The 19,703-nt window shown below is 67.0% G+C and carries 19 protein-coding genes; 8 read left to right on the top strand and 11 right to left on the bottom strand.

The annotated features are described in order from the left end of the window. The first annotated feature begins 75 nt into the window (after positions 1-75). Positions 76-1,230, top strand: coding sequence for a hypothetical protein (locus tag AC1RSI_RS10335; protein WP_154727050.1), 1,155 nt, complete (start codon positions 76-78; stop codon positions 1,228-1,230). A gap of 10 nt (positions 1,231-1,240) precedes the next feature. Here the strand turns inward: AC1RSI_RS10335 and AC1RSI_RS10330 are convergent, their stop codons facing one another. The 8 genes from AC1RSI_RS10330 to AC1RSI_RS10295 form a co-directional block, all read right to left on the bottom strand. Next, on the bottom strand, positions 1,241-3,325 hold the full coding sequence (locus AC1RSI_RS10330) for a terminase large subunit domain-containing protein (RefSeq protein ID WP_008260656.1): 2,085 nt from the start codon (positions 3,323-3,325) through the stop codon (positions 1,241-1,243). Positions 3,326-3,452: 127 nt separating this feature from the next. Next, the gene (locus AC1RSI_RS10325) at positions 3,453-4,235 is read right to left on the bottom strand and encodes a hypothetical protein (protein WP_008262814.1); all 783 of its coding nucleotides are present in this window, start codon (positions 4,233-4,235) and stop codon (positions 3,453-3,455) included. Positions 4,236-4,420: 185 nt separating this feature from the next. After that, positions 4,421-5,068 carry a hypothetical protein gene (locus AC1RSI_RS10320; RefSeq protein WP_198004259.1) on the bottom strand — a complete coding sequence of 216 codons (648 nt, stop codon included), beginning with the start codon at positions 5,066-5,068 and terminating at the stop codon, positions 4,421-4,423. Continuing rightward, on the bottom strand, positions 5,065-5,919 hold the full coding sequence (locus tag AC1RSI_RS10315) for a hypothetical protein (RefSeq protein WP_447941246.1): 855 nt from the start codon (positions 5,917-5,919) through the stop codon (positions 5,065-5,067). Before AC1RSI_RS10315 ends, AC1RSI_RS10320 begins: the two co-directional genes overlap by 4 nt. A gap of 734 nt (positions 5,920-6,653) precedes the next feature. Further along, positions 6,654-9,569: a DNA polymerase I gene (polA, locus tag AC1RSI_RS10310; protein WP_447941247.1), complete on the bottom strand. Its 2,916-nt coding sequence runs from the start codon at positions 9,567-9,569 to the stop codon at positions 6,654-6,656. A 38-nt stretch (positions 9,570-9,607) separates the two neighbouring features. Further along, on the bottom strand, positions 9,608-10,219 hold the full coding sequence (locus AC1RSI_RS10305; RefSeq protein WP_230307713.1) for a DUF6655 family protein: 612 nt from the start codon (positions 10,217-10,219) through the stop codon (positions 9,608-9,610). Further along, a complete protein-coding gene (locus AC1RSI_RS10300; protein WP_008259598.1) occupies positions 10,219-10,659 on the bottom strand; it encodes a VOC family protein in 441 nt (146 codons plus the stop codon). Before AC1RSI_RS10300 ends, AC1RSI_RS10305 begins: the two co-directional genes overlap by 1 nt. Before the next feature lie 99 nt (positions 10,660-10,758). Further along, entirely contained in the window at positions 10,759-10,998 is a 240-nt protein-coding gene (locus tag AC1RSI_RS10295; RefSeq protein WP_008263386.1) for a zinc-finger domain-containing protein, read from the bottom strand. A 106-nt stretch (positions 10,999-11,104) separates the two neighbouring features. Here AC1RSI_RS10295 and AC1RSI_RS10290 point away from each other — a divergent pair, with 106 nt between their 5' ends. Beyond that, complete coding sequence (locus tag AC1RSI_RS10290; protein WP_154726758.1) at positions 11,105-12,079, top strand: ABC transporter ATP-binding protein; 975 nt, start codon at positions 11,105-11,107, stop codon at positions 12,077-12,079. On the opposite strand, the gene AC1RSI_RS10285 is transcribed toward AC1RSI_RS10290, so the two are convergent. Genes AC1RSI_RS10285 through AC1RSI_RS10275 form a run of 3 tightly spaced genes read right to left on the bottom strand, consistent with a single transcriptional unit; the run spans position 12,076 to position 14,623 of the window. Next, positions 12,076-12,957 carry an alpha/beta fold hydrolase gene (locus tag AC1RSI_RS10285; RefSeq protein ID WP_154726757.1) on the bottom strand — a complete coding sequence of 294 codons (882 nt, stop codon included), beginning with the start codon at positions 12,955-12,957 and terminating at the stop codon, positions 12,076-12,078. The genes AC1RSI_RS10290 and AC1RSI_RS10285 overlap by 4 nt on opposite strands. A 59-nt stretch (positions 12,958-13,016) precedes the next feature. Beyond that, a complete protein-coding gene (locus AC1RSI_RS10280; RefSeq protein ID WP_154726756.1) occupies positions 13,017-13,526 on the bottom strand; it encodes a D-glycero-alpha-D-manno-heptose-1,7-bisphosphate 7-phosphatase in 510 nt (169 codons plus the stop codon). Further along, positions 13,523-14,623, bottom strand: coding sequence for an AGE family epimerase/isomerase (locus AC1RSI_RS10275; RefSeq protein ID WP_154726755.1), 1,101 nt, complete (start codon positions 14,621-14,623; stop codon positions 13,523-13,525). Before AC1RSI_RS10275 ends, AC1RSI_RS10280 begins: the two co-directional genes overlap by 4 nt. A gap of 160 nt (positions 14,624-14,783) precedes the next feature. Here AC1RSI_RS10275 and AC1RSI_RS10270 point away from each other — a divergent pair, with 160 nt between their 5' ends. From AC1RSI_RS10270 to truB, 6 genes are all read left to right on the top strand, one after another. Further along, the gene (locus AC1RSI_RS10270) at positions 14,784-15,947 is read left to right on the top strand and encodes a DegT/DnrJ/EryC1/StrS family aminotransferase (protein WP_035310304.1); all 1,164 of its coding nucleotides are present in this window, start codon (positions 14,784-14,786) and stop codon (positions 15,945-15,947) included. After that, positions 15,947-16,879, top strand: a complete 933-nt coding sequence (locus AC1RSI_RS10265) for a Gfo/Idh/MocA family protein (protein ID WP_035310291.1) — start codon at positions 15,947-15,949, stop codon at positions 16,877-16,879. Before AC1RSI_RS10270 ends, AC1RSI_RS10265 begins: the two co-directional genes overlap by 1 nt. A 31-nt stretch (positions 16,880-16,910) precedes the next feature. Further along, positions 16,911-17,420 (top strand): hypothetical protein, encoded by a 510-nt coding sequence (locus AC1RSI_RS10260; RefSeq protein WP_035310293.1) that lies wholly within the window; start codon positions 16,911-16,913, stop codon positions 17,418-17,420. Between the two features lie 90 nt (positions 17,421-17,510). Next, positions 17,511-18,188 (top strand): DUF2459 domain-containing protein, encoded by a 678-nt coding sequence (locus AC1RSI_RS10255; RefSeq protein WP_154726754.1) that lies wholly within the window; start codon positions 17,511-17,513, stop codon positions 18,186-18,188. Positions 18,189-18,253: 65 nt separating this feature from the next. Then, on the top strand, positions 18,254-18,709 hold the full coding sequence (gene rbfA, locus AC1RSI_RS10250) for a 30S ribosome-binding factor RbfA (protein ID WP_154726753.1): 456 nt from the start codon (positions 18,254-18,256) through the stop codon (positions 18,707-18,709). 43 nt (positions 18,710-18,752) lie between these two features. Beyond that, a complete protein-coding gene (truB, locus tag AC1RSI_RS10245) occupies positions 18,753-19,682 on the top strand; it encodes a tRNA pseudouridine(55) synthase TruB (RefSeq protein WP_154726752.1) in 930 nt (309 codons plus the stop codon). Positions 19,683-19,703: the final 21 nt, after the last annotated feature.

Here is a 19,703-nt window from a genome sequence, read left to right as displayed (position 1 = left end):
TGGATTCGCCGACCCCCGGTTTTTCTGCGCGACAGCTAAGCCATTAGTCACGATTGGCGTTGCAATCTGCGCGGCATGACTGATCGCGCCGTCCGCAACCTCGAACACCTCCGGGGCTCCGCCTCAACCGCCCGGGTGCTGAACCTTCTGCGGGTGTGGGAGGAAAACGGCGACAGCCGATCGGACGGCGCCGTGCGTAATCCCGACTGGGCCGCGCGGCCGGTGTTTCGCACCCACGCCCTGAACCGGTCCCTGATCATCAAGCACCGGCTGCGGCGCAACGAGACCGATCTCTTCACCGGCCGCCGCCAGGTCGCCACCAAGGTGGTCATCCCCATCGACGACGAGGATCTGAAGACCGGGGGGCGCTATGTCTTCGTCAATCAGATCGGCTTCGAGCGGATGATGATCGAGGCCTTCGGCGTGGCCCCTACCCACCCGGATATCGAGACCCTGCGCCTGATCGACAAGCTGCCGTCCCTGGACCCCTTCCTGCTGCGCGAGCAGCTGCGGCGCGGCGGACTGGATCCGGCCCCCTGCTATTTCTCCATCAGCGACGGCGACCTGCAGCGGATGGTGGCCTTCGTCCATAGCGAGGTCGAGCCCCTGGTCACCCTCAGCCTGGGGGCCGACACGTTTGCGGTGGCCTCGGACTCGGCGGCGCGGATGGCGGCCAAGATCCTGTCCAACACGCCCGGCGACCAGCTGGAGGCCCTGCGTCTGACCCTGCGTCTGGCGCCGGAACAGTATCAGGAGGGGGTCTTCTGCTGGAAGGGCTTCCTCTATTACAAATGGACCCTGTCCACCCTGCTGGGCGAGGTCGCCGCCGTGGCCGAGGCCGTGCGCACCATCAAGCCGAGCGGCAGGATCGACCGCCCCGCCCGCGAATATCTGGACCGCAGCCGCGCGGTCCTGCGCGGCCGCATCATCCGCACCTGCGACGAGGTCAGCCGCACCCTCAGCATCTATGACGACGCCTACGCCCGCCTGACCCAGGAGGGCCGCCCCACCGCCTTCCGCGACTTCCTGCTGGACGCCCCCTCCATGTTCGCCAAGCTGGGCGACCAGCTGGGCGCGGTCCAGCATATCGTCAGCTACTGGCGTTTCCGCTTCGGCCCGGCGGCCCATCCGGCCAATGTCGAGGAGCTGATGGACATCTTCATGGACTTCGAGACCGGGCTTCTGGGCCGCGGCGAAAGCCCCGACGACATCGGCATGATGGCGGCCTAAGGGGGGCCGCCTAGAGCGCCCGCACCCGCGGCCCCGCGCCCCGGCCGTCCAGCATCAGGTCGGTGACGGCCCAGACCAGGGCGTCGGCCCGGTCCCAATGCCCCTCCCCCGATCCGGCAGCCTGCCCTTCTTCCTCGGCGCCCAGCTCCATCAGCTCCTCCTCCAGCGCCGCAAAGACCCCCGCATGCCGCACCCGCCCCTGTTCATACAGGGCCGCCACCGGCTCGGCCCGCGCCGCCTTGCCGCGCGAGGCTCGCACCGCCGTAAAGCCGATGTTCTCCCCATCCGCCCCGCACCCGGCCGCCTTCAGCACCGCCTCGACCATGTCCCCGCCCTGGTTGACCTCGCCGACAATGCATCGGGCGCCGAACAGCCGCGCCGTCTCCATCGCCCGCTCGGCCCATTTCTGCGGCGACAACCCCCGCATCGAGCGATCGGCCAGCACCCAGGCCGTCTCCCCGCGCCGCCCCACCGCCACGATGCCGCAGGCGTCCCCGCCGCGCGAACAGGTGGGGTCCAGCCCCACCACCACCCGCTCATAGACCGGCCGCGCCTCGACAGAGACCGGCGCCTCCCCCCGCGCCGCCGCCATCATCTCGGCGGTGAACAGCCCGCCCTCGGGCTCGACCACCTGGCCCTCCAGCTCCTGCGCCGCCCGCCGCGTCCCGCCGTACAGCCGCTCCAGCCCCTCCAGAAACCCCGGCGCCAGATGATCCCCATTGTCCCGCGTCGTCGCATGGGTGAGCGCACATGACGCCTCGGCGCGGAGCGCCTTGAGCGCCCTCGTCGGGCGCGGCGTGGTCGTAACAACGAGCCGGGGGCTATCGCTCGGCTCGCGGAGCCTCGCTACTTTAGCCCCCACTCCCCCGTTTTGCGCCGCGTCTGCATCGACGGCTGGGGAGTCCGGGTTGGGCAACCTCAACCTCAGCCCCATCCGCAGCAGGGCCAGCGTCTCCCCGCCGTTGCGCCAGGCGCAGAATTCGTCGGCCCAGGCGGCGGCGAACTGGGGGCCGCGCAGGCTGTCGGGGTCTTCGGCCGAGAAGACAAAGGCCTCGGCCCCGTTCGGAAACACCAGCCGCCGCCGCGACGGCTGATACTCCGGCCCCCGCCACTCCACCGCCCCATCCCCTCCGACGCCCGTCCAGCGCGGCAGGCTCATCACCCCCGACGGCCCGGCGATCATCACCTCGCGCACATCGTGCAAAGTCGGCCCGATCAGCGCCAGCCGCCCGCCCGCCCCCAGCCGCTCGGCCATGTCCGCGATCCACGACGCCCCCGCCAGAGTCTTGCCCGCCCCCCGCCCGCCCAGAAACAACCAGGTCGACCACGCCCCCTCGGGCGGCTTCTGCGCCGGACGAAGGACCAAGCCCCCGCCGCCCTGACCGCCCCCGTCGCCGCCTTGGAGCAAACCGGGGGTCTGGGGGCTCAAGTAGCCCGAAGGGCGATAGCCCCCAGGAGAAGTAGCGTGCTTTTTCCAGAGCGCCCGCAGGTCCGCCGCCCCCACGCCCGCCATGACCCGCGTCCGCTGGGACCAGCGCCACAGCCGCGCGGCCTCCGGCTCGTCCCCGTCGCTCAACCGCTTCAGCACATCCGCGTGCAGTTCGCGCACCGTCCCCACCGGATCGCTCCAGTCGATCTCGATGGTCAGGGCCGGCTCCCCCCGCCCATAATTATAGGCCCCCGCCGCCGGTCCGCGCGGCTGATACACCGCCCCCGGCGTGTCCATCTTCCGCAGCCCATAGCGTTTCGCCGCCCAGGCGATGGCCCCCGTCGTCACCCCGTACTCGGCCTCCAGGACCGCACTGGTCTCGCCCGCATTCCGCCGCGCCAACAGCTCGCGCCAGCGCGCGGGCGTCATGCCCGACCGGCTCTGGGGAAAGACATGATCCGCCGGCCAGCCCTCCGCCGGCCGCCGGCGATGATCCACCGCATCCGGCGCCTGCCCCTTCATCCGCCCGCGCTTCTTCGCCTGCCAGCAGAGGGTCGAGACCGACACCCCATGCTCCCGCGCCAGATCCGACCGCCGCTCGCCCCGCGCATCGCGGTCGAACAAGGCCTCCCATTCCTCATCACTCAGCTTGCTCGGCTTTCCCATGCGGAGAAGCCTAAGCCAGGCCGCACCTCAGGCGCGTCGATTGGGAAATTCGGAGTTCAACCGCCTGATTTCAAAGGCGTTCGCTTTCAGAATTGCGGGCGTTCAACCCGTCCAGCGCCCGTAATTCCTACCGACCGCCCGCCTCGTCCGTCTTCACCTCGCTGGCGTCGCAGCTGTACCGTTCGCAGTATCGGCGTCTCAGTTCTGCGACCGCCGCCTTGGCGGCCTTGGATTCCGGATAGGCCGATTCAAACCTGTCCATATCCGGCGGCGATACATAGTCGCCGGCCAGCAGGCGACGAAGGTCGCTCTCGCTCGCCAGCCGCGCCAGTTGCAACACCAGGGCCTCGCGCCGCTCGGCGCGCACCTCGACGAACAGTTCATCGACCCAGGCCTGGACGACCGCCCGCCTGTCGTAATCCAGCCCGTCGAGGAAATTGTCCTCTTCCGGCTCCCCGTCCTCATAGGCGCGATCGACGATCTGGCGCGCAAGCTTCAGCTGGATTTCGGACGGCTCCGGCCCGCTCCACCCGCCTTCTTCCGCCTCATCCTCCACGCGGAAACGCACTCTGGCCCGCACCTCGCCCGGCATCGGTATACCGGCGACCCGCCCCAGCCTCAGTTCCCCGCTGGCGACCACCACGCGCGCCGCAGACCCGAACCCCAAGCCCTGCGGCCGTTCTTCGACGACCCTGCAGTTGTAGGGATGGCCGTCCGTCTCCTGATAACAGCGAACAATGGCCCAGCCCTGCAGGTCCAACTGCGCCGCGAACCCCGGCATCAGGTCAGAGGTCACTTCGGGATCGGGCGTCCGCGCCCAGTTGGTGGCGGGCGCCTCCTGCTCCCACAATTTGGGCGTCCCCGGATCCGGAACCAGAACAGCGAGTGCCAGCAGCGGCGCTATGAACATGATGGCGCCTCATCCCCCAAACTCCGCCGCACTCACCACAAGGCGAAGATGTTGTCGATCCACCCCCCGGCTTCGTCATCCTAGGGCTTGTCCCTAGGATCCATACGCCCGGTGTCCGACGCGAGGCGCTGCGGACACACCGGGAGTTCGGTCCTGCACTTCCGTTAGATGGCCGTGCTGTGGACCTAGAGCTCTCGCGGCTCATATAAGTCATCGGGATAGGGCAGGCGTGAAGCCGTGTCTCGCAGGAATCTTAGGTAGGCCCGCATCGCTGAATGCAGCTCGGCAGGGGTTCCGATATCCCTGTCCTTGAAGGCGTGGATAGCGTTGCGCCTCTGCTGCACGAGCTTGAAGAGGGCAAGGTCGTCGCCCTGAAAGAGCTTCGCTGTCTCCACATAATGCACGAGGACTTCGAGGCGCAGACCGTCTGGCTCGAGGACTTTCTCCTGCTTCGAGTGCCACGCCTGCGTCTTTTTCACATTCTCGAAGTCGGCTTTGAAATCTTCGTAATAGACCGCGAGGAAGAGCTTAATAGTACCTTCGATCAGGCTACCAAGATTGGTCCAGCCGAGTATGAGGTCGCCGTCTTCAAGCTCTTCATCGGCTGTTATCCAATGCAGCAGTGAGCGTGAGAGGGAGGCCTGACGGTCGAGCCGAGATTTCCCCATCAACTCCGCCGCATCGGCTGGAGCCCAGCCATGACTTGATGACCAAAAGCTTCTCAGGCCCTCGTTTAGTTTGACGATGCGTTGGACGACCTCGATGAGAGGAAGTTGCTCGTCGAGCGCCTTGTCCGCATCCGCCATGGCCTTCAGTTTCGCGAGCAAGCTCATCGGGAGTAGCTCATCGCTTCGCGTTCCATATACTCGTAGTACTGCGCTTGGCGCATATCCTCGACCTTTGATTTGAAGGTTTCGATGCAACCCTGACAGGCGGTCATTTCCATCCCGTAGTCCTCCATGAGGACCATTCTGCCTTCGTCATAGTCCCAATCGAGATAGTTGGACGTGTCGATCACGTTCGACTCAAGTGTTTCCTGACCGCAAGACGCGCATTCGATCACCGCCTCTTTGTGGTGGCAGAAACAGCACTCGCCGTTCTGAGCGACGAAAGTGGACTCGTCGCAGGACGGGCAAATCCAAACGTCGATAAAGTTTTCGGCCTTGATGTAGCTTCGGGCGCGCGTTCGAAGCTCTGCTCGCGCTTTAACCAGCCCGATAATGCGCTGGTGTTCGTCGTAGTCGATGAACTCTTCCGTTTCGAGGCCGAGATGCTCTCGATAGAAGAAAATCATGAAGCTGAAAATGTCGGCAAATTTCGCCTCCATATGCTCGTGCTCATGCTCGCATTCGAAATGCGTCAACTCGTTTCTGAGCTTCACGGCGGTTTCGATCTTGCGGGGATCTTTTTCAGCGATGACCAGTCCGCCGATACCGGGATCGACCAACCGATTCAGAGCTTTCTTAAGCGAGACGGTGTCGGTGCGCTCGTCCACTGATGAGTAAATTAGAGCCGGATGAATGCGGCGCAGCTTTTCCTTGAGGGCCAGCTCCATCGCCTGCACGACATTGATGATCGCAAACTTCCAGCGTGTCTCGTCCAGCTCATCGCGCTGCGCATAGGCAACGGCTTCCCGGAAGTAGGAGATGCTGTTCTTAATGAGGTCGAGTTTTAGCTTGGACATGCCACAGCTTAACCGAGAGTAGGCTGCTCCTGCCAGAGAACCGTTTTAAATGAAGTCCAGGACCTGATGATCCCGCCACGTCGCCGGCAACACGTAGCCTAGAGGCTATAGAGAGAGCGTGGATATGGTAACCTTCACGGTGGCGATGGACTAGATTGAGAATAGGTGAGAACAAAAATGGGGAGCCGGAGGCTCCCCATTCTCTCATTTGAGGGCTTGTAGGATGACGGCAACTGCCAAGAGGCAATGTGCAATGTCGATCTTCCAAACCACTCGACGCACCTTCTGAGATTTAGCCATGGGCCTGATCCTCAGGGGAGCGACGCGCCGCAACCCCGTGGGGGGAAAACGGTTGGCCAGGGAGTTTCGAAACTTACCGACGTCATCCCCGATCACGGTTGGCCATGGGCGTTCTAGAAACGCTGGAAGCCGCGCCTAAGTGGACCTGACTGCCGATCCGGTTTGCTCCAGTGAGGCACAGCAACCCCAGAGTCCTTATCGGTGCCAGCAAAGGCTACGCTGGTGCTTGTCCCCATCCAGGGGGCTTGAGGGTATCCGGTGTCCATTCCGGGCCTCCCCGCGCGCTGGTAAAATGGGGTCGCTCGTGCCGCGTGTAAAGGCTATTCGCCGATCACCGATAGGTGGGTCCGCCGGGGGCCTCGGGTCAAATCCCCCGCGGCGGGTTCGCCGCTCGGCTCAAGCAGGGCCCGACCGCGTCGGGGCCGGTAGCCGCCTCAATGCGCGGCGTCCCAGTTGGGGGCGGCGCGGGCGTCGACGACCAGGGGGACGGTCAGGGCGACGGCGGGGTCTGAGGCGGTTTCCATGACGCGTTTGATGACGGTGATGGCGCGGTCGGCCTCGGCCTCGGGGGTTTCGAAGACCAGTTCGTCGTGAACCTGCAGCAGCATGCGGGTGGTCAGCCCGGCCTCGGCCAGGGCTGTGGGCATGCGGATCATGGCGCGGCGGATGATGTCGGCGGCGGCGCCCTGGATCGGGGCGTTGATGGCGGCGCGCTCGCCGAACTGGCGTTCGGCGCCCGATTTGGAGTGGATGGCGGGGATGTGGATGCGGCGGCCGAAGACGGTGGAGACGAAGCCGGCCTGGCGGACCTCGGCCCTGGTCTTGTCCATATAGGTTCGGATGCCGGGGAAGCGGTCGAAATAGGTCTTGATATAGGCGCCGGCCTCGCCCTGATCGATGCCCAGCTGGGCGGCCAGGCCGAAGGCGCTGATGCCGTAGACGATGCCGAAATTGATGGCCTTGGCGCGGCGGCGGGTCTCGGACGGCATGCCCTCGACGGGGACGCCGAACATTTCGCTGGCGGTGGCGGCGTGGATGTCGAGCCCGGCCTTGAAGGCGCGTTTCAGCTCGGGGATGTCGCCGATATGGGCCAGCAGGCGCAGTTCGATCTGGCTGTAGTCGGCGCTGATCAGCAGATGGCCGGGGGCGGCGATGAAGGCCTGGCGGATTTCGCGGCCGGTCTCGGTGCGGATGGGGATGTTCTGAAGGTTGGGGTCCGAGCTGGCCAGGCGGCCGGTGGTGGCGGCGGCCAGCTGATAGCTGGTGTGGACGCGGTCGGTGGCGGGGTCGGCGGCGGCGGTCAGGGCGTCGGTGTAGGTGCCCTTCAGCTTGGACAGCTGGCGCCAGTCCAGCAGGACGCGGGGCAGGGCGTGGGTGGCGGCCAAGTCTTCCAGCACGCTGGCGTCGGTGCCCCATTGGCCGGAGGCGGTCTTCTTGCCGCCGGGCAGGTTCAGCTCGCCGAACAGGATTTCGCCGATCTGGCGGGGGGAGCCGATGTTGAAGGGGCGGCCGGCGATCTCGTGGGCCTGGGCCTCCAGCTCGGCCATGCGCAGGCCGAACTCGCTGGACAGGCGTTTGAGGCGGTCGGGGTCGATGCGGACGCCGGCGGTCTCCATCTCGGCCAGGACGGCGGGCAGGGGGCGTTCCAGGGTCTCATAGACGGTGGACAGGCCCTCGCGCGCCAGCCGGGGCTTGAGGATGCGCCACAGACGCAGGGTGACGTCGGCGTCTTCGGCGGCGTACTGGGTGGCGGGTTTCAGGGCGACGTGTCTGAACGACTTCTGGCTCTTGCCCGTTCCGGCCACGCTCTTGAACGGCACGGGGTCATGCCCCAGATGAAGCCGCGCTAGCTCATCCATCCCATGCCCGTGCAGCCCGCCCTCGAGCACATAGGAGATCAGCATGGTGTCGTCATAGGGAGCCACGCGGATCCCCCGCCGCGCCATGACCGCCAGATCGTATTTGGCGTTCTGCAGCACCTTCAGAACCGACGGATTTTCTAATAAAACCTTGAGCTTCGCCAAGGCCTTGGCCTTGTCGAGCTGCTGGATCGGCTCCCGCGCCTCCCCCGGCACCCCGAACAGCCCTCCCTCGCCCGCCTGCGGCTCATGCTCATGCGTCAGCGGGATGTAACAGGCCTCATTGGGCCCCACCGCCAGCGACACCCCGCACAGCCCCGCATGCGTCGCCGACAGCGACGACGTCTCCGTGTCAAAGCCGACACTCCCCGCCTCGACCGCCCTAGCGATCCAGCGATCCAGCGCCTCTTCGGTCTGGACGCACTCGTAAGCCTCAAGGTCGAAGATCTGGGCCTCGGCGGGACCTTCCACCACCTGCCCGTAGCGGGGCGTGGCGACGGGGGCGCTCAGGTTCGGGGCGCGCTTGGGGGCGAAGGCGGAAGTCTCGCTGGGGCCGGCCCTGCCGTCGCCGACACGACGTTGCAGCGACCGGAACTCCATCTTGTCCAGAAAGGCCGACAGGGTCTCGGGATCCGGATCGCGCACGGCGAAATCCTCGATCGGCTCGGGCGCCGGGGCGTCGCAGGTCAGGCGGACCAGCTCGCGCGACAGGCGGATCTGATCGGCGAAATTGATCAGGGTCTCGCGGCGCTTGGGCTGTTTGATCTCGCCCGCGCGGGCCAGCAGGGCGTCCAGGTCGCCGTATTCATCAAGCAGCTGGGCGGCCGTCTTGGGTCCGATGCCCGGGGCGCCGGGAACATTGTCGACGCTGTCACCGATCAGGGCCTGAAGATCGATCATCTTCTCCGGGCCGACGCCAAACTTCTCGAACACCTCGGGCTCGGCCAGCCGCCGGTCCTTCATCGGATCCCACATGACGACGCCGCCGCCGATCAATTGCATCAGATCCTTGTCGGAGGACACGATCACCGCCTCGCCGCCGGCGTCCCGGGCCTTGCAGGCATAGGTGGCGATCAGGTCGTCGGCCTCGTAGCCGGGCAGTTCGACGCAATGGACGCCAAAGGCCGCCGTCGCCTCGCGCACCAGGGGAAACTGCGGGACCAGGTCCTCGGGGGCCGGCGGGCGGTGGGCCTTGTACTGGTCATACAGGGTGTTGCGGAACGTCTTGTCCGAGTGGTCGAAAATGGCGACCAGATGGGTCGGGCCGTCGGCGCCCTTCATGTCCTTCAGCAGCTTCCACAACATGTTGCAGTAGCCCTGGACCGCCCCGACCGGCAGGCCGTCGGACTTGCGCGTCAGCGGCGGCAAGGCGTGATAGGCGCGGAAGATATAGGCCGAGGCGTCGATCATCCACAGCCGCAGGGCGGGGCCGTCCTGGGTGAGGGGGCGATCCTGTTCGGGGGCGGTCTGGGGAGCGGAGGCGTCGGTCATGGCCGGAACATAGGCGGCCGGAGCCGCCGCGTCAGCCGTCAGAATTCGGTCCAGCTGGATCCAGGGTCGCGCCGTCCCGGCTGGGCCTGTTGCTGACCCCAGCTGACGATCATCAGCAGCTTGTGACTGCGGATCCTGTACTCGCCGATCATGGGCAGGACCGCGCCCAGGGGAGCCCCGGTCTTGGCCTCGTACAGGAAGCCGGAAAACTCGGCGACGCCCACCCGGTCGCGATTGCTGTAGACCGAAAGTTCCGGCAGCGAGACGACGTTCAGGGTCTCGTTGATGGGAATCCGCATTTCCGGAAGACCGAAGACGCGGCGCATCTGTTCCAGCGACAGGGCGCCCGGCCGGATCTCGAACACAGCGTCGGATTCGTCCTTGTTGCGCGCCAGGCGGTATCCGGCGTCAGACAGGGCGGCGCGAATGGCGCTGATGGCGTAGCGCGAGCCCTCGCCCTGGAAATAGGACTCATCGACGAAGATCGACGCCGCCGTCGGCAGGGGCAGGGACAAACCCTCCACCGCCTTGTCCGACGCCCGCGCCATCAGCAGCTGTTCGGTCGCGGTGCGGCCGATATAGGTCTCGGTGGTCGAGGCGCAGGCCGACAACGCCAGGGCCGCCGTCGATACCAGTGCGAGGTGACGCATCACCATGTTCCGGTATTGTCCATGGAGGCCCAGGGCTCGGCAGGGGCCAGGGGCTCGCCTTCCTGCAGCAGTTCGATCGAAATACCGTCCGGCGACCGGACAAAGGCCATATTGCCGTCGCGCGGCGGACGATTGATCACCACTCCGCCATCCATCAGCCTTTGGCAGGCGGCGTAGATGTCATCGACCTTGTAGGCCAGATGGCCGAAGTTGCGGCCGCCCTGATAGGTTTCCGGATCCCAGTTGAAGGTCAGTTCGACCTCGGGGGCGCATTCCGCCGCCGACTGTTCCAGATTCTTGGGCGCCGCCAGGAAGACCAGGGTGAAACGGCCCTTCTCGTTCTCGGTGCGTCGCACCTCCTGCAGGCCCAACAGATCGCAATAGAAATGCAACGAGGCGTCGAGGTCCTGTACGCGGACCATGGTGTGCAGATAACGCAAGCGTGTGTCTCCGTCCGGGAGGCGCGGTTGACGCCCTCTATAGCCGCCAGATGGCGAAACCACGATTCAACTGAGGTGACAGGCTCAGCGGGCCTGTATTCAATGGGCCTCGGGCGCGCGGGCGGCGGGGCTCAGATATTCGCTCTCGTCGTGCGGATCGGCCGACAGGACGAAGCGGCGGTCGCAATAGCCGCACTCGATGAAGTCGTCCTCGCCCATGTCCATATAGACCAGCGGATGGCCGAGGGCGCCGCCGCCGCCGTCGCAGGCGACGCGCTTGGTCGAAACCACGACTTCTTCGGGCGGAGGGATGATCGCGTCGGGATGGCGGGGCGGCATTATTCGGCTCGTATCTTGGCGAGGAGGCGTCGGGCGCATACCTATGCGGCCCGTCCGGCGGCGTCAAACCGCCGCGCGACCCGATTTCTCGATCAAAGCGCCCCGAATGACCGATGCGACGACCCTGCCCGACAACGCCATCGAGGTGCGCGGGCTGAAGAAGACCTACGCCGGCTCCAAGAAGTCGGCGCCCAAGACGGCCCTGCGCGGGGTCGATCTGATCATTCCCCGCGGTTCGGTGTTCGGGCTTCTGGGGCCCAACGGCGCCGGAAAATCGACCCTGATCAACATCCTGGCCGGGGTGGTCAAGAAGTCGGAAGGCGCGGTGACCATCTGGGGCCGCGATATCGACAAGGAGCCGCGCGACGCCGCCGCGGCCCTGGGCGTGGTGCCGCAGGAGATCGTCGCCGACGTCTTCTTCACCCCGCGTGAATCGCTGGAGGTCCAGGCCGGCTTCTACGGCGTGCCCAAGAATGAACGTCGCTCCGACGAACTGCTGGCGGCCCTGGGCCTGTCGGACAAGGCCAACGCCTATGTCCGCGCCCTGTCGGGCGGCATGAAGCGGCGCCTGATGGTGGCCAAGGCCCTGGTTCACAATCCGCCCATCCTGATCCTGGACGAGCCGACGGCCGGTGTGGACGTCGAACTGCGCCGCCAGCTTTGGGCCTATGTCCGCCAGATCAATGCGGAGGGCGTGACCATCGTCCTGACCACCCACTATCTGGAAGAGGCGCAGGAGCTCTGCGACACCATCGCCATCGTCAACCGGGGCCAGGTGGTGGCCTGCGAGCCGACGCCGCAACTGTTGCGCCGTCTGGACAGCCGCAATGTGGTCGTCACGCCCGAGACGCCCCAGGCGACGCCCCCGGTTCTGGACGGCTTCCAGGTCACGCCCCGTCCCGGCGGCGCCTTCGCCGTGACCTACAAGAAGGGTCAGTCGTCGGTGGAACAGGTCATCAACGCCGTCCGCGCCGCCGGCGTGACCATCGCCGACATCACCACCGAGGACCCGGACCTGGAAGACGTCTTCCTGGCCCTGACCTATGGCGACGCCAGCCAGGTCGATCCGACGAAGGATTAATCCACGTCCGCCAGGAATTCGAAGATCGCCGCCTTGGCCTCGGCTTCGTCCAGCATCGGGGCGTGGCCGACGCCGGGGACCTCGACATAGGCCATGGCCGGCGCGGCCTTCTTCATCTTCTCGGCGATGGCGAGGCTGAGAAGGTCGGACTCCCCGCCCCGCACCAGCAGGGTCGGCTTGGTCTTCGCCAGACGCCGGAACATGGGCCACAGGTTGGGAACCAGAGCCTTGGCCCCCGCCGCCCGGATCGGAACCGAGATGTCCGGATCATAGTCCAGCCCGATCTCCCCGTCCGGCTGCTGGCGGAAGATGCGCCGCGCGAACCCGTCCCAGTCGGCGTCGGAATAGTGGGGAAAGGCGACCCCGTTGATTCGTTTCGCATAGGCCGCCGCATCGGCCCATGAGCCGATCTCGACGGGCTGGCCGCTGTAGGACGCGATGCGCGCCAGGCCATCGGGCGCCACCTCGGGACCGATGTCGTTCAATATGGCGGCGACCACCGCCCGGGGCTTCAGGGCCGTCAGGGCCATGGTGATCAGCCCGCCCATCGAGGTGCCGACGAAGACGGCGCGGTCGATCGCAGCCTGATCCATCAGGGCCAGCATATCCTTCGCATAGACATCGGGCCGGTAGGTCATCGGGTCGGACGCACGATCCGACAGGCCGCGCCCGCGCACATCGACGGCCAGGACGCGCCGTCCGCTCTGGGCCAGAAAAGGCGCGAGAGCGCCGAAGTCGGCGCTGTTACGGGTCAGGCCGTGAATGGCGATGATCGGCGGACGCGCGACGCCGGGCCCCGGCGCATAATCGCGCGCGAACAGGTCCAGACCGTCCGGGGATTTCCAGCGACGTTCGACATAGGCGGCGACGAGGGTCACGGGGCGCTCCTTCAACCAAGAAGGAGGAAACTAATTCACCGCACGAAGAATTGCGATGGTCAGGCGCCGATCAGTTCACGCACGAAGACGTCCAGGTCGCCGCCCTGGAACAGGAAGCCCGACACGCCCGCCCGCTGCGCCGCCTCGATGTCGCGCGGCTGGTCGCCGATCATGAAGGACTTCGCCGGATCGATGTCGTGATCGGCTATGGCCCGCAGCAGCATGCCGGGATTGGGTTTGCGGTCGGGATGGTCGGGATGGCGATAGCGTTCGTCTCGCGCCTCCGGATGGAAGGGGCAGGCGTAGACGGCGCCGATCGCCGCCCCGTCCTGGGCCATGCGTTTGACCAGCAGGGCGTTGAACCCGTTCATCTGGGCCTCGTCGAACATACCGCGCGCCACGCCCGACTGGTTGGTGACGATCACCGCCAGATAGCCCAGCCGGTTCAACCGCCGCACCGCCGCCGTCGCGCCCGGGATCAGTTTCAGGTGTTCGGGCAGATGGGGATAGCCGGAGTCCTCGATCAGGACTCCGTCGCGATCCAGAAAGACGGCGGGCAAACCGGTCATGCGTCGTGTCTCAGCAGTTCGGAAAAGGCGGTCATCAGGTGATACAGGCTGGAGGCGGGCGCGGCCTTGTCCGACGACGTCCCGTCCGCCTCATAGCTGTCGACCCACAGGCCGGGAACGGCCGTCGCCAGATGGGTGGCGAAGGTCGCCTCGATCAGGTCTGCGGCGGCGGCGTCCCCGAAGGTCAGGGCGGTGCGGACAGCCTCCGTCTGAGCCCAAAGACGGCGTCCGGCGTGGATCGGCGCACCGTCGGCGTCCATCTCGCGGATCATGAAGCCGGCCTTGAGCCCCTGGGCGACGGCGCGGCGATGCAGGGCCTCCGCCGCCTGATCCAGGCCTGGGCCGGCGTCGAGACCGGCGATTTCAGCCTGACGCAACAGCCAGGCCCATTCCTCGAAATGGCCGGGTTCGACGATATGCCCGACGGCCGGATCCGGTCGCCAATCCTCGGTGAAATATTCGCGGATCGCGCCGTCGATCAGGAAACGGTCGCGGCACAGGTCCAGCGCCATGCGCGCCGCCGTCCCGAAGACCGGGTCGGGCGCGGTCGCCTGCCAGGCCAGCATGGCCTCCAGCAGGTGCATGTGCGGGTTCTGGCGACGCGGCAGACTCGGCGGCAGGGCCTCATGCCAGCCGCCGTGCGGGGCCGCCATCAACCGATTGATCGCCCCCAGGGTCTCCAGCGCCAGGGGCCGGGCCCGGTCGTCGCACAGCACCCGATGCGCGGCCGCCAGGGCGAAGAGCACGAAGGCCAGATCATAAAGGTCCGGCGTCTCGTCCACGACCGCGCCCGCGTCATCGGTCGCCGCGACCCACAGGCCGTCGTCGCGGGGACAGGCGGCGATCATCCGGTCCAGACCGGCCTGGGCCACCGCGCGCCCCGGCGCCCATCCCAGGGCGGCGGCTTCGCAGAAGACATAGATCTGACGCGCCTGAACCCGGGTGCGTCGACGCAGTCCGGTCCGCGCCCGACCTTCGAAATCCAGCTGTTCGAAGAACCGCCCCTGGCCGTCCACGCCCTGTTCGGCCCACAACGGCAGGGCCTGGTGAAACAACCAGTTGGAGACCTTGGTCTTGGCGGCGGCGAAAGCGGACATGGCGTCGGCTTAGAACATGATCGTTGCAATGGGCAACGCGAAGTGACGCCGCCCGGTTTGGTCTCCGCGTTCGATCTTGCTAGGACGGCGGCCACCCTCGCGGCCCGACCCGTCGTCCCGCCGCCCCCGATCCCCCCGGATCCTCGTGGAGAGCGCGTTCATGATCCCCTTCATCGACCTTCAGGCCCAGCGCCTGCGTCTCGCAGGCAAGATCGAGGCCGCCGTTCAGGAGGCCGTCGTCGGCGGCGCCTGGGTCATGGGGCCTCAGGTCCGTCAGTTCGAAGCCGAACTCGCCGCCTTCGGCCGGGCCGAACACGCCCTGGGCTGCGCCAACGGCACCGACGCCCTGGCCCTGCCGCTGATGGCCTGGGGAATCGGACGCGGCGACGCGGTCTTCGTGCCCAGCTTCACCTTCGCCGCCACCGCCGAGGTCGTGCCCTGGTTCGACGCCGAGCCGGTCTTCGTCGATGTGGACGCCGACACCTACAATATGGACCCGGCCGCGCTGGAGCGCGCCATCGAGGGAATCAAGGCCGAGGGCCGCCTGACCCCGCGCGTGGTCATCGCCGTCGACCTGTTCGGCCAGCCCGCCGATTATCCGGCGATCAGGGCGATCTGCGACAGGCACGGCCTGAAGCTGATCGCGGATTCGGCCCAGGGTTTCGGCTGCACCATCGGCGGGGAGCACCCGCTGAAATGGGCCGACATCACCACCACCAGCTTCTTCCCGGCCAAGCCCCTGGGCTGCTACGGCGACGGGGGGGCGGTGCTGACCAATGACCACGAACTGGCCCAGCTGATCGATTCCGTCCGCGTGCACGGCAAGGCGGTGGCGGTGGACCTGAAGGACCGCGTCTTCGATCACGACCCCAAATATCTGAACATGCGGATCGGCCTGAACAGCCGTCTGGACACGATCCAGGCCGCCGTGCTGATCGAGAAGCTGAAGGTGTTCGGTGAAGAGATCACGTGGCGCAACCGGATCGCCGCCCGCTACAATGAGGGTCTGCGCCCACACGTCGCCAAGGTTCCCGACGTTCCGGCGGGCAATATCTCCAACTGGGCGCAATATACGGTCGAACACCCCGACCGCGACGGCCTGATCGCCCATCTGAAGACCCATGACGTGCCGACCGCCGTCTATTATCCGATCCCGCTGCACCTGCAGCCGGCCTATGAGCATTTCCCGCGAGGGGCCGGCGGCCTGCCGGTGACCGAACGTCTGAAGGACGTGGTCTTCAGCCTGCCGATGCACGCCGATCTGGACGAGGCGACCCAGGACAAGGTCATCGCCGCCGTCGCCAGCTACAAGGGCCAAGCCTGATGCCGAACACCCCCGTCCTCAAGTTCGGCGTCGCCGGCGTCGGCGTCATGGGCCGTAACCATGCGCGCGTCGCCTCCGAGATGCGCGAGTTCGACCTGACCACGGTCTTCGACCCGGATGCGGTCGTCGCCGATGGGGTCGCCGCCGCCTATGAGGCGGCGCCGGTCACGACCGCCCAGGCCTTCGTCGACGCCGGCCTGGACGCGGCTGTCGTGGCCACGCCCAACCGATTCCATGCCGAAATCGGCGTCGCCCTGCTGGAAAAGGGCGTCCACGTCCTGGTCGAAAAGCCGATCGCCGCCACCGTGGCCGACGCCCAGCGGATGATCGACGCCGCCAAGGCCAATGACCGCGTCCTGATGGTCGGCCAGGTCGAACGCTTCAATCCGGCGGTGGACACGGTCAAGCGCGCCGTCGCCGACGACGAGATCATCTCCATCCAGATCACCCGCGTCGGCCCCTTCCCGCCGCGCATGGGCGAGGTCGGCGTGGTCATCGACCTGGCGGTGCATGACATCGACATCATCCGCCACCTGACCGGATCCGAGATCGTCGAGGTCCAGCCGCAACTGGCCCGCACCCGCGCCGAGCGCGAGGATACGGCCCTGCTGCAGTTCCGGCTCGACAATGGCGTAATCGCCCACATCACGACCAACTGGGTCACGCCCTACAAGACCCGCACCCTGCAGGTCGCCACCAAGACCAAATTCATCGTCGCCGACCTGATCACCCGCCAGGTGACGGAGTATTTTGGGCAGCAGCCCGACGGCTCCTATTCGACCCGGATGCTGAACAGCTGGCCGGCCGAACCGCTGAGGAAGGAGCTGGAGGCCTTCGCCCGCGCCATCCACACCGGCGAAACCCCGGCGGTGACGGGCGAAGACGGCCTGCGCAATCTGGAAGTCGCCCTGCGCTGCCTGGGCGAGGCCTAAAGTCGCCGCAATGGCCGGGGAAGGAAGAGACATGCGCTCGCCCCTCGCTCCCGTTCTCATCGCCTTGCTGACCCTGTCGGCGGCCGCGCCCGCGCACGCCGACACCCGCTATCTGTCCTACAACGCCTCGGACCGCATCACCCAGGCCCTGACCAAGGGGATCACCCTCCAGGTCCGGCGCGGCCTGTTCGGGGCGATCAGCGTGGAACGGCTGTTCTCGACCACCGCGCGCGGTTCGGCCGACTTCACCCGGGGCGGGCCGAACGAGGCGCGGCGCGTCCTGCCCGAGGGGGCGAACGAGAGCGACCTCTATGCCATCGAACAGAGCGGCGACGGACGGGGTCTGGCCCGCGCCCTGTGTCCCGGCGCGAACGACGTCTGGCTGGTGATGAGCCGCATCCGCGCGCCCCGCCCGCTGACGATACAGGCGGTCGGCCGCTGGGCCGACGGGACCTACCGCCATTGCGTGACGCTGAGTTACGACTGGCGCGGCGAATGGCAGACGGCGCCGGTCTCGCCGTTTGCGGACACGGACTCCTAGATCCAGCCCGTTCCGCCGACGGCGCGCCCTTTCGCCCGCCACGCCTGGTCGTCTATCTTCATGGCTGGAGAGGCGTTCGGAGAGACAGCGATGCGATGGGCCCTGCCCCTGGCGGTTCTGATCGGCGTGGTCGCCGCCCTGCTGACCTGGACCCGGCCGGGCGCGTCCATCCCGTCGATCACCGACGCGCCGGTCACGGTCTATCTGCTCGACAACGGCTTCCACACCGATCTGGCCGTGCCCCGCGCGGCGCTGGAACGACGCGGCGGGCCGCTTGGACAGGCCGTCGCGGACCTGGCGCCCGGCGACTGGATTCTGATCGGCTGGGGCGACGCCGCCTTCTATGTCGATCAAAGTCCGATCTCGGACCGATTGCCTGACGGCGCGCGCGCCTTCTTCCGGCCCGGCAATCCCTCCGTCGTCATGCTGGACCCGGAGAGTCTGGACCCCCGCGACCGCCACGCCGCCGATCGACGCGCGGCCCTGCGCCTCCCGCCCGGCGCCTTCGATCGAATGGCGGGACGGATCGAGTCCTCGCTCGACCTCGCAGACGGGGGGCCGCGTGTCGCGACCGCTCGCGCCGGCGACGACGCCCGCTTCTTCGTCAGCCGGGAGAGCTTTTCGATCCTGCACCTGTGCAACCACTGGACGGCCGGTGCGCTGAACGCCGGCGGGGTGGCGATCCGCCCGGCGCGCTCGGCGTTTTCGGGCGAGGTGATGCGGTCCGTCAGAGCGGCGGAACTGGACAGGGCGGCTCCACGCGCCTAGACCGCCCGACTTTCGCTTATCCGGCCGGGTCCGAGCCCCGGCGGGCGAACAAGAAGGAGCGGCCGATGGCCCACAAACAGCATACCCGCAATTCCTCCGGCCCGGCCGGTCCGAGCCAACGCCAGTTGCGCGCCGGCGAACTGATCCGTCACGCCCTGGTCGACATCCTGCGTGAGGAGGACATCCACGACGAGGCCCTGGCCGACGTGTCTGTCACCGTGACCGAGGTCCGCCTGTCGCCGGACCTGAAACACGCCACCTGTTTCGTCGAACCCCTGGGCGCCGGCGTCGAGGCCGCCCCGACCACGGGCCACGAGAGCGAGATCATCAAGGCGCTGAACGTCCACGCCAAATTCCTGCGCGGCCAGTTGGGCCGGCGTCTGGACATGAAGTTCACGCCGGACCTGCGCTTCCGCCACGACGAAAGCTTCGACGCCGCCAGCCATCTCGACCGTCTGTTCGAAGACCCCCGCGTCCGCGCCGACCTGGAACGGCGCGACGACGAAGAGGGCGACGCCTAATGGCCCGGCCTCAAGTAGCGCGAAGCGCGATAGGCCCAGCATAATGGCCCGCAAGAAGAAGGGCGAAGTGATCGACGGCTGGGTCTGCCTGGACAAGCCGTTCGAGATGGGCTCGACCGAGGCGGTCAGCCGCATTCGCCGCCTGTTCAACGCCCAGAAGGCCGGTCACGCCGGAACCCTGGATCCGCTGGCCAGCGGCATCCTGCCCATAGCGCTTGGCGAGGCGACCAAGACCGTGCCGATGATGATGGAGGCGCAGAAGGTCTATCGCTTCACCATCAACTGGGGCGTATCGACCGACAGCGTGGACCGCGAGGGCGAGATCATCGGCCGCTCGGACGTCCGCCCCTCGGTCGAGGCGGTAAAGGCCGCCCTGCCCGCCTTCGTCGGAGAGATCGACCAGACCCCGCCCCGTTTCTCAGCCATCAAGGTGGACGGCGCCCGCGCCTATGACCTGGCCCGCGACGGGGTCGAGTTCGAGCTTCAGTCCCGCCGCGTCACCATCCATTCGGCCGAGGTCACCGACGCCCCGGACGCCGACCATGTCGAACTGACCATCCGCACCGGCAAGGGCGTCTATGTCCGGTCGCTGGCGCGCGATCTGGCGGCCGTCCTGGGCGCAGAGGGGCATGTTTCGGCCCTGCGGCGCGAGCGGGTGGGACCGTTTCATACCGAAAACGCCGTGACGCTGGATTTTCTCGAGGATTTGGTGCATAGGGGCGCCGCCTCGGAAGGCTTGCTTCCCGTTGCGACCGCCCTGGACGACATCCCGGAGCTGGCCGTGACGGATCAGGACGCCTTCTCGCTTCGGCAGGGACGCCCGATCGTTCTGCTCCCCCGTCAGGTGGAAACCCTCAAGGATCGCCTTGCCGGCGGTTCGCGAACGGTTTCAGCCTTTCAGGGCCAGACCCTCGTCGCCCTCTGTCAGTTGCGGGCCGGCCGGTTAGAACCCGACCGCGTTTTCAACCTCTAGGCCCGCGCCATCCGGCAAGGG

It is taken from the genome of Brevundimonas sp. GW821-FHT10E09, from assembly GCF_058809375.1.
This window is presented reverse-complemented; position numbering and strand designations above follow the sequence as displayed.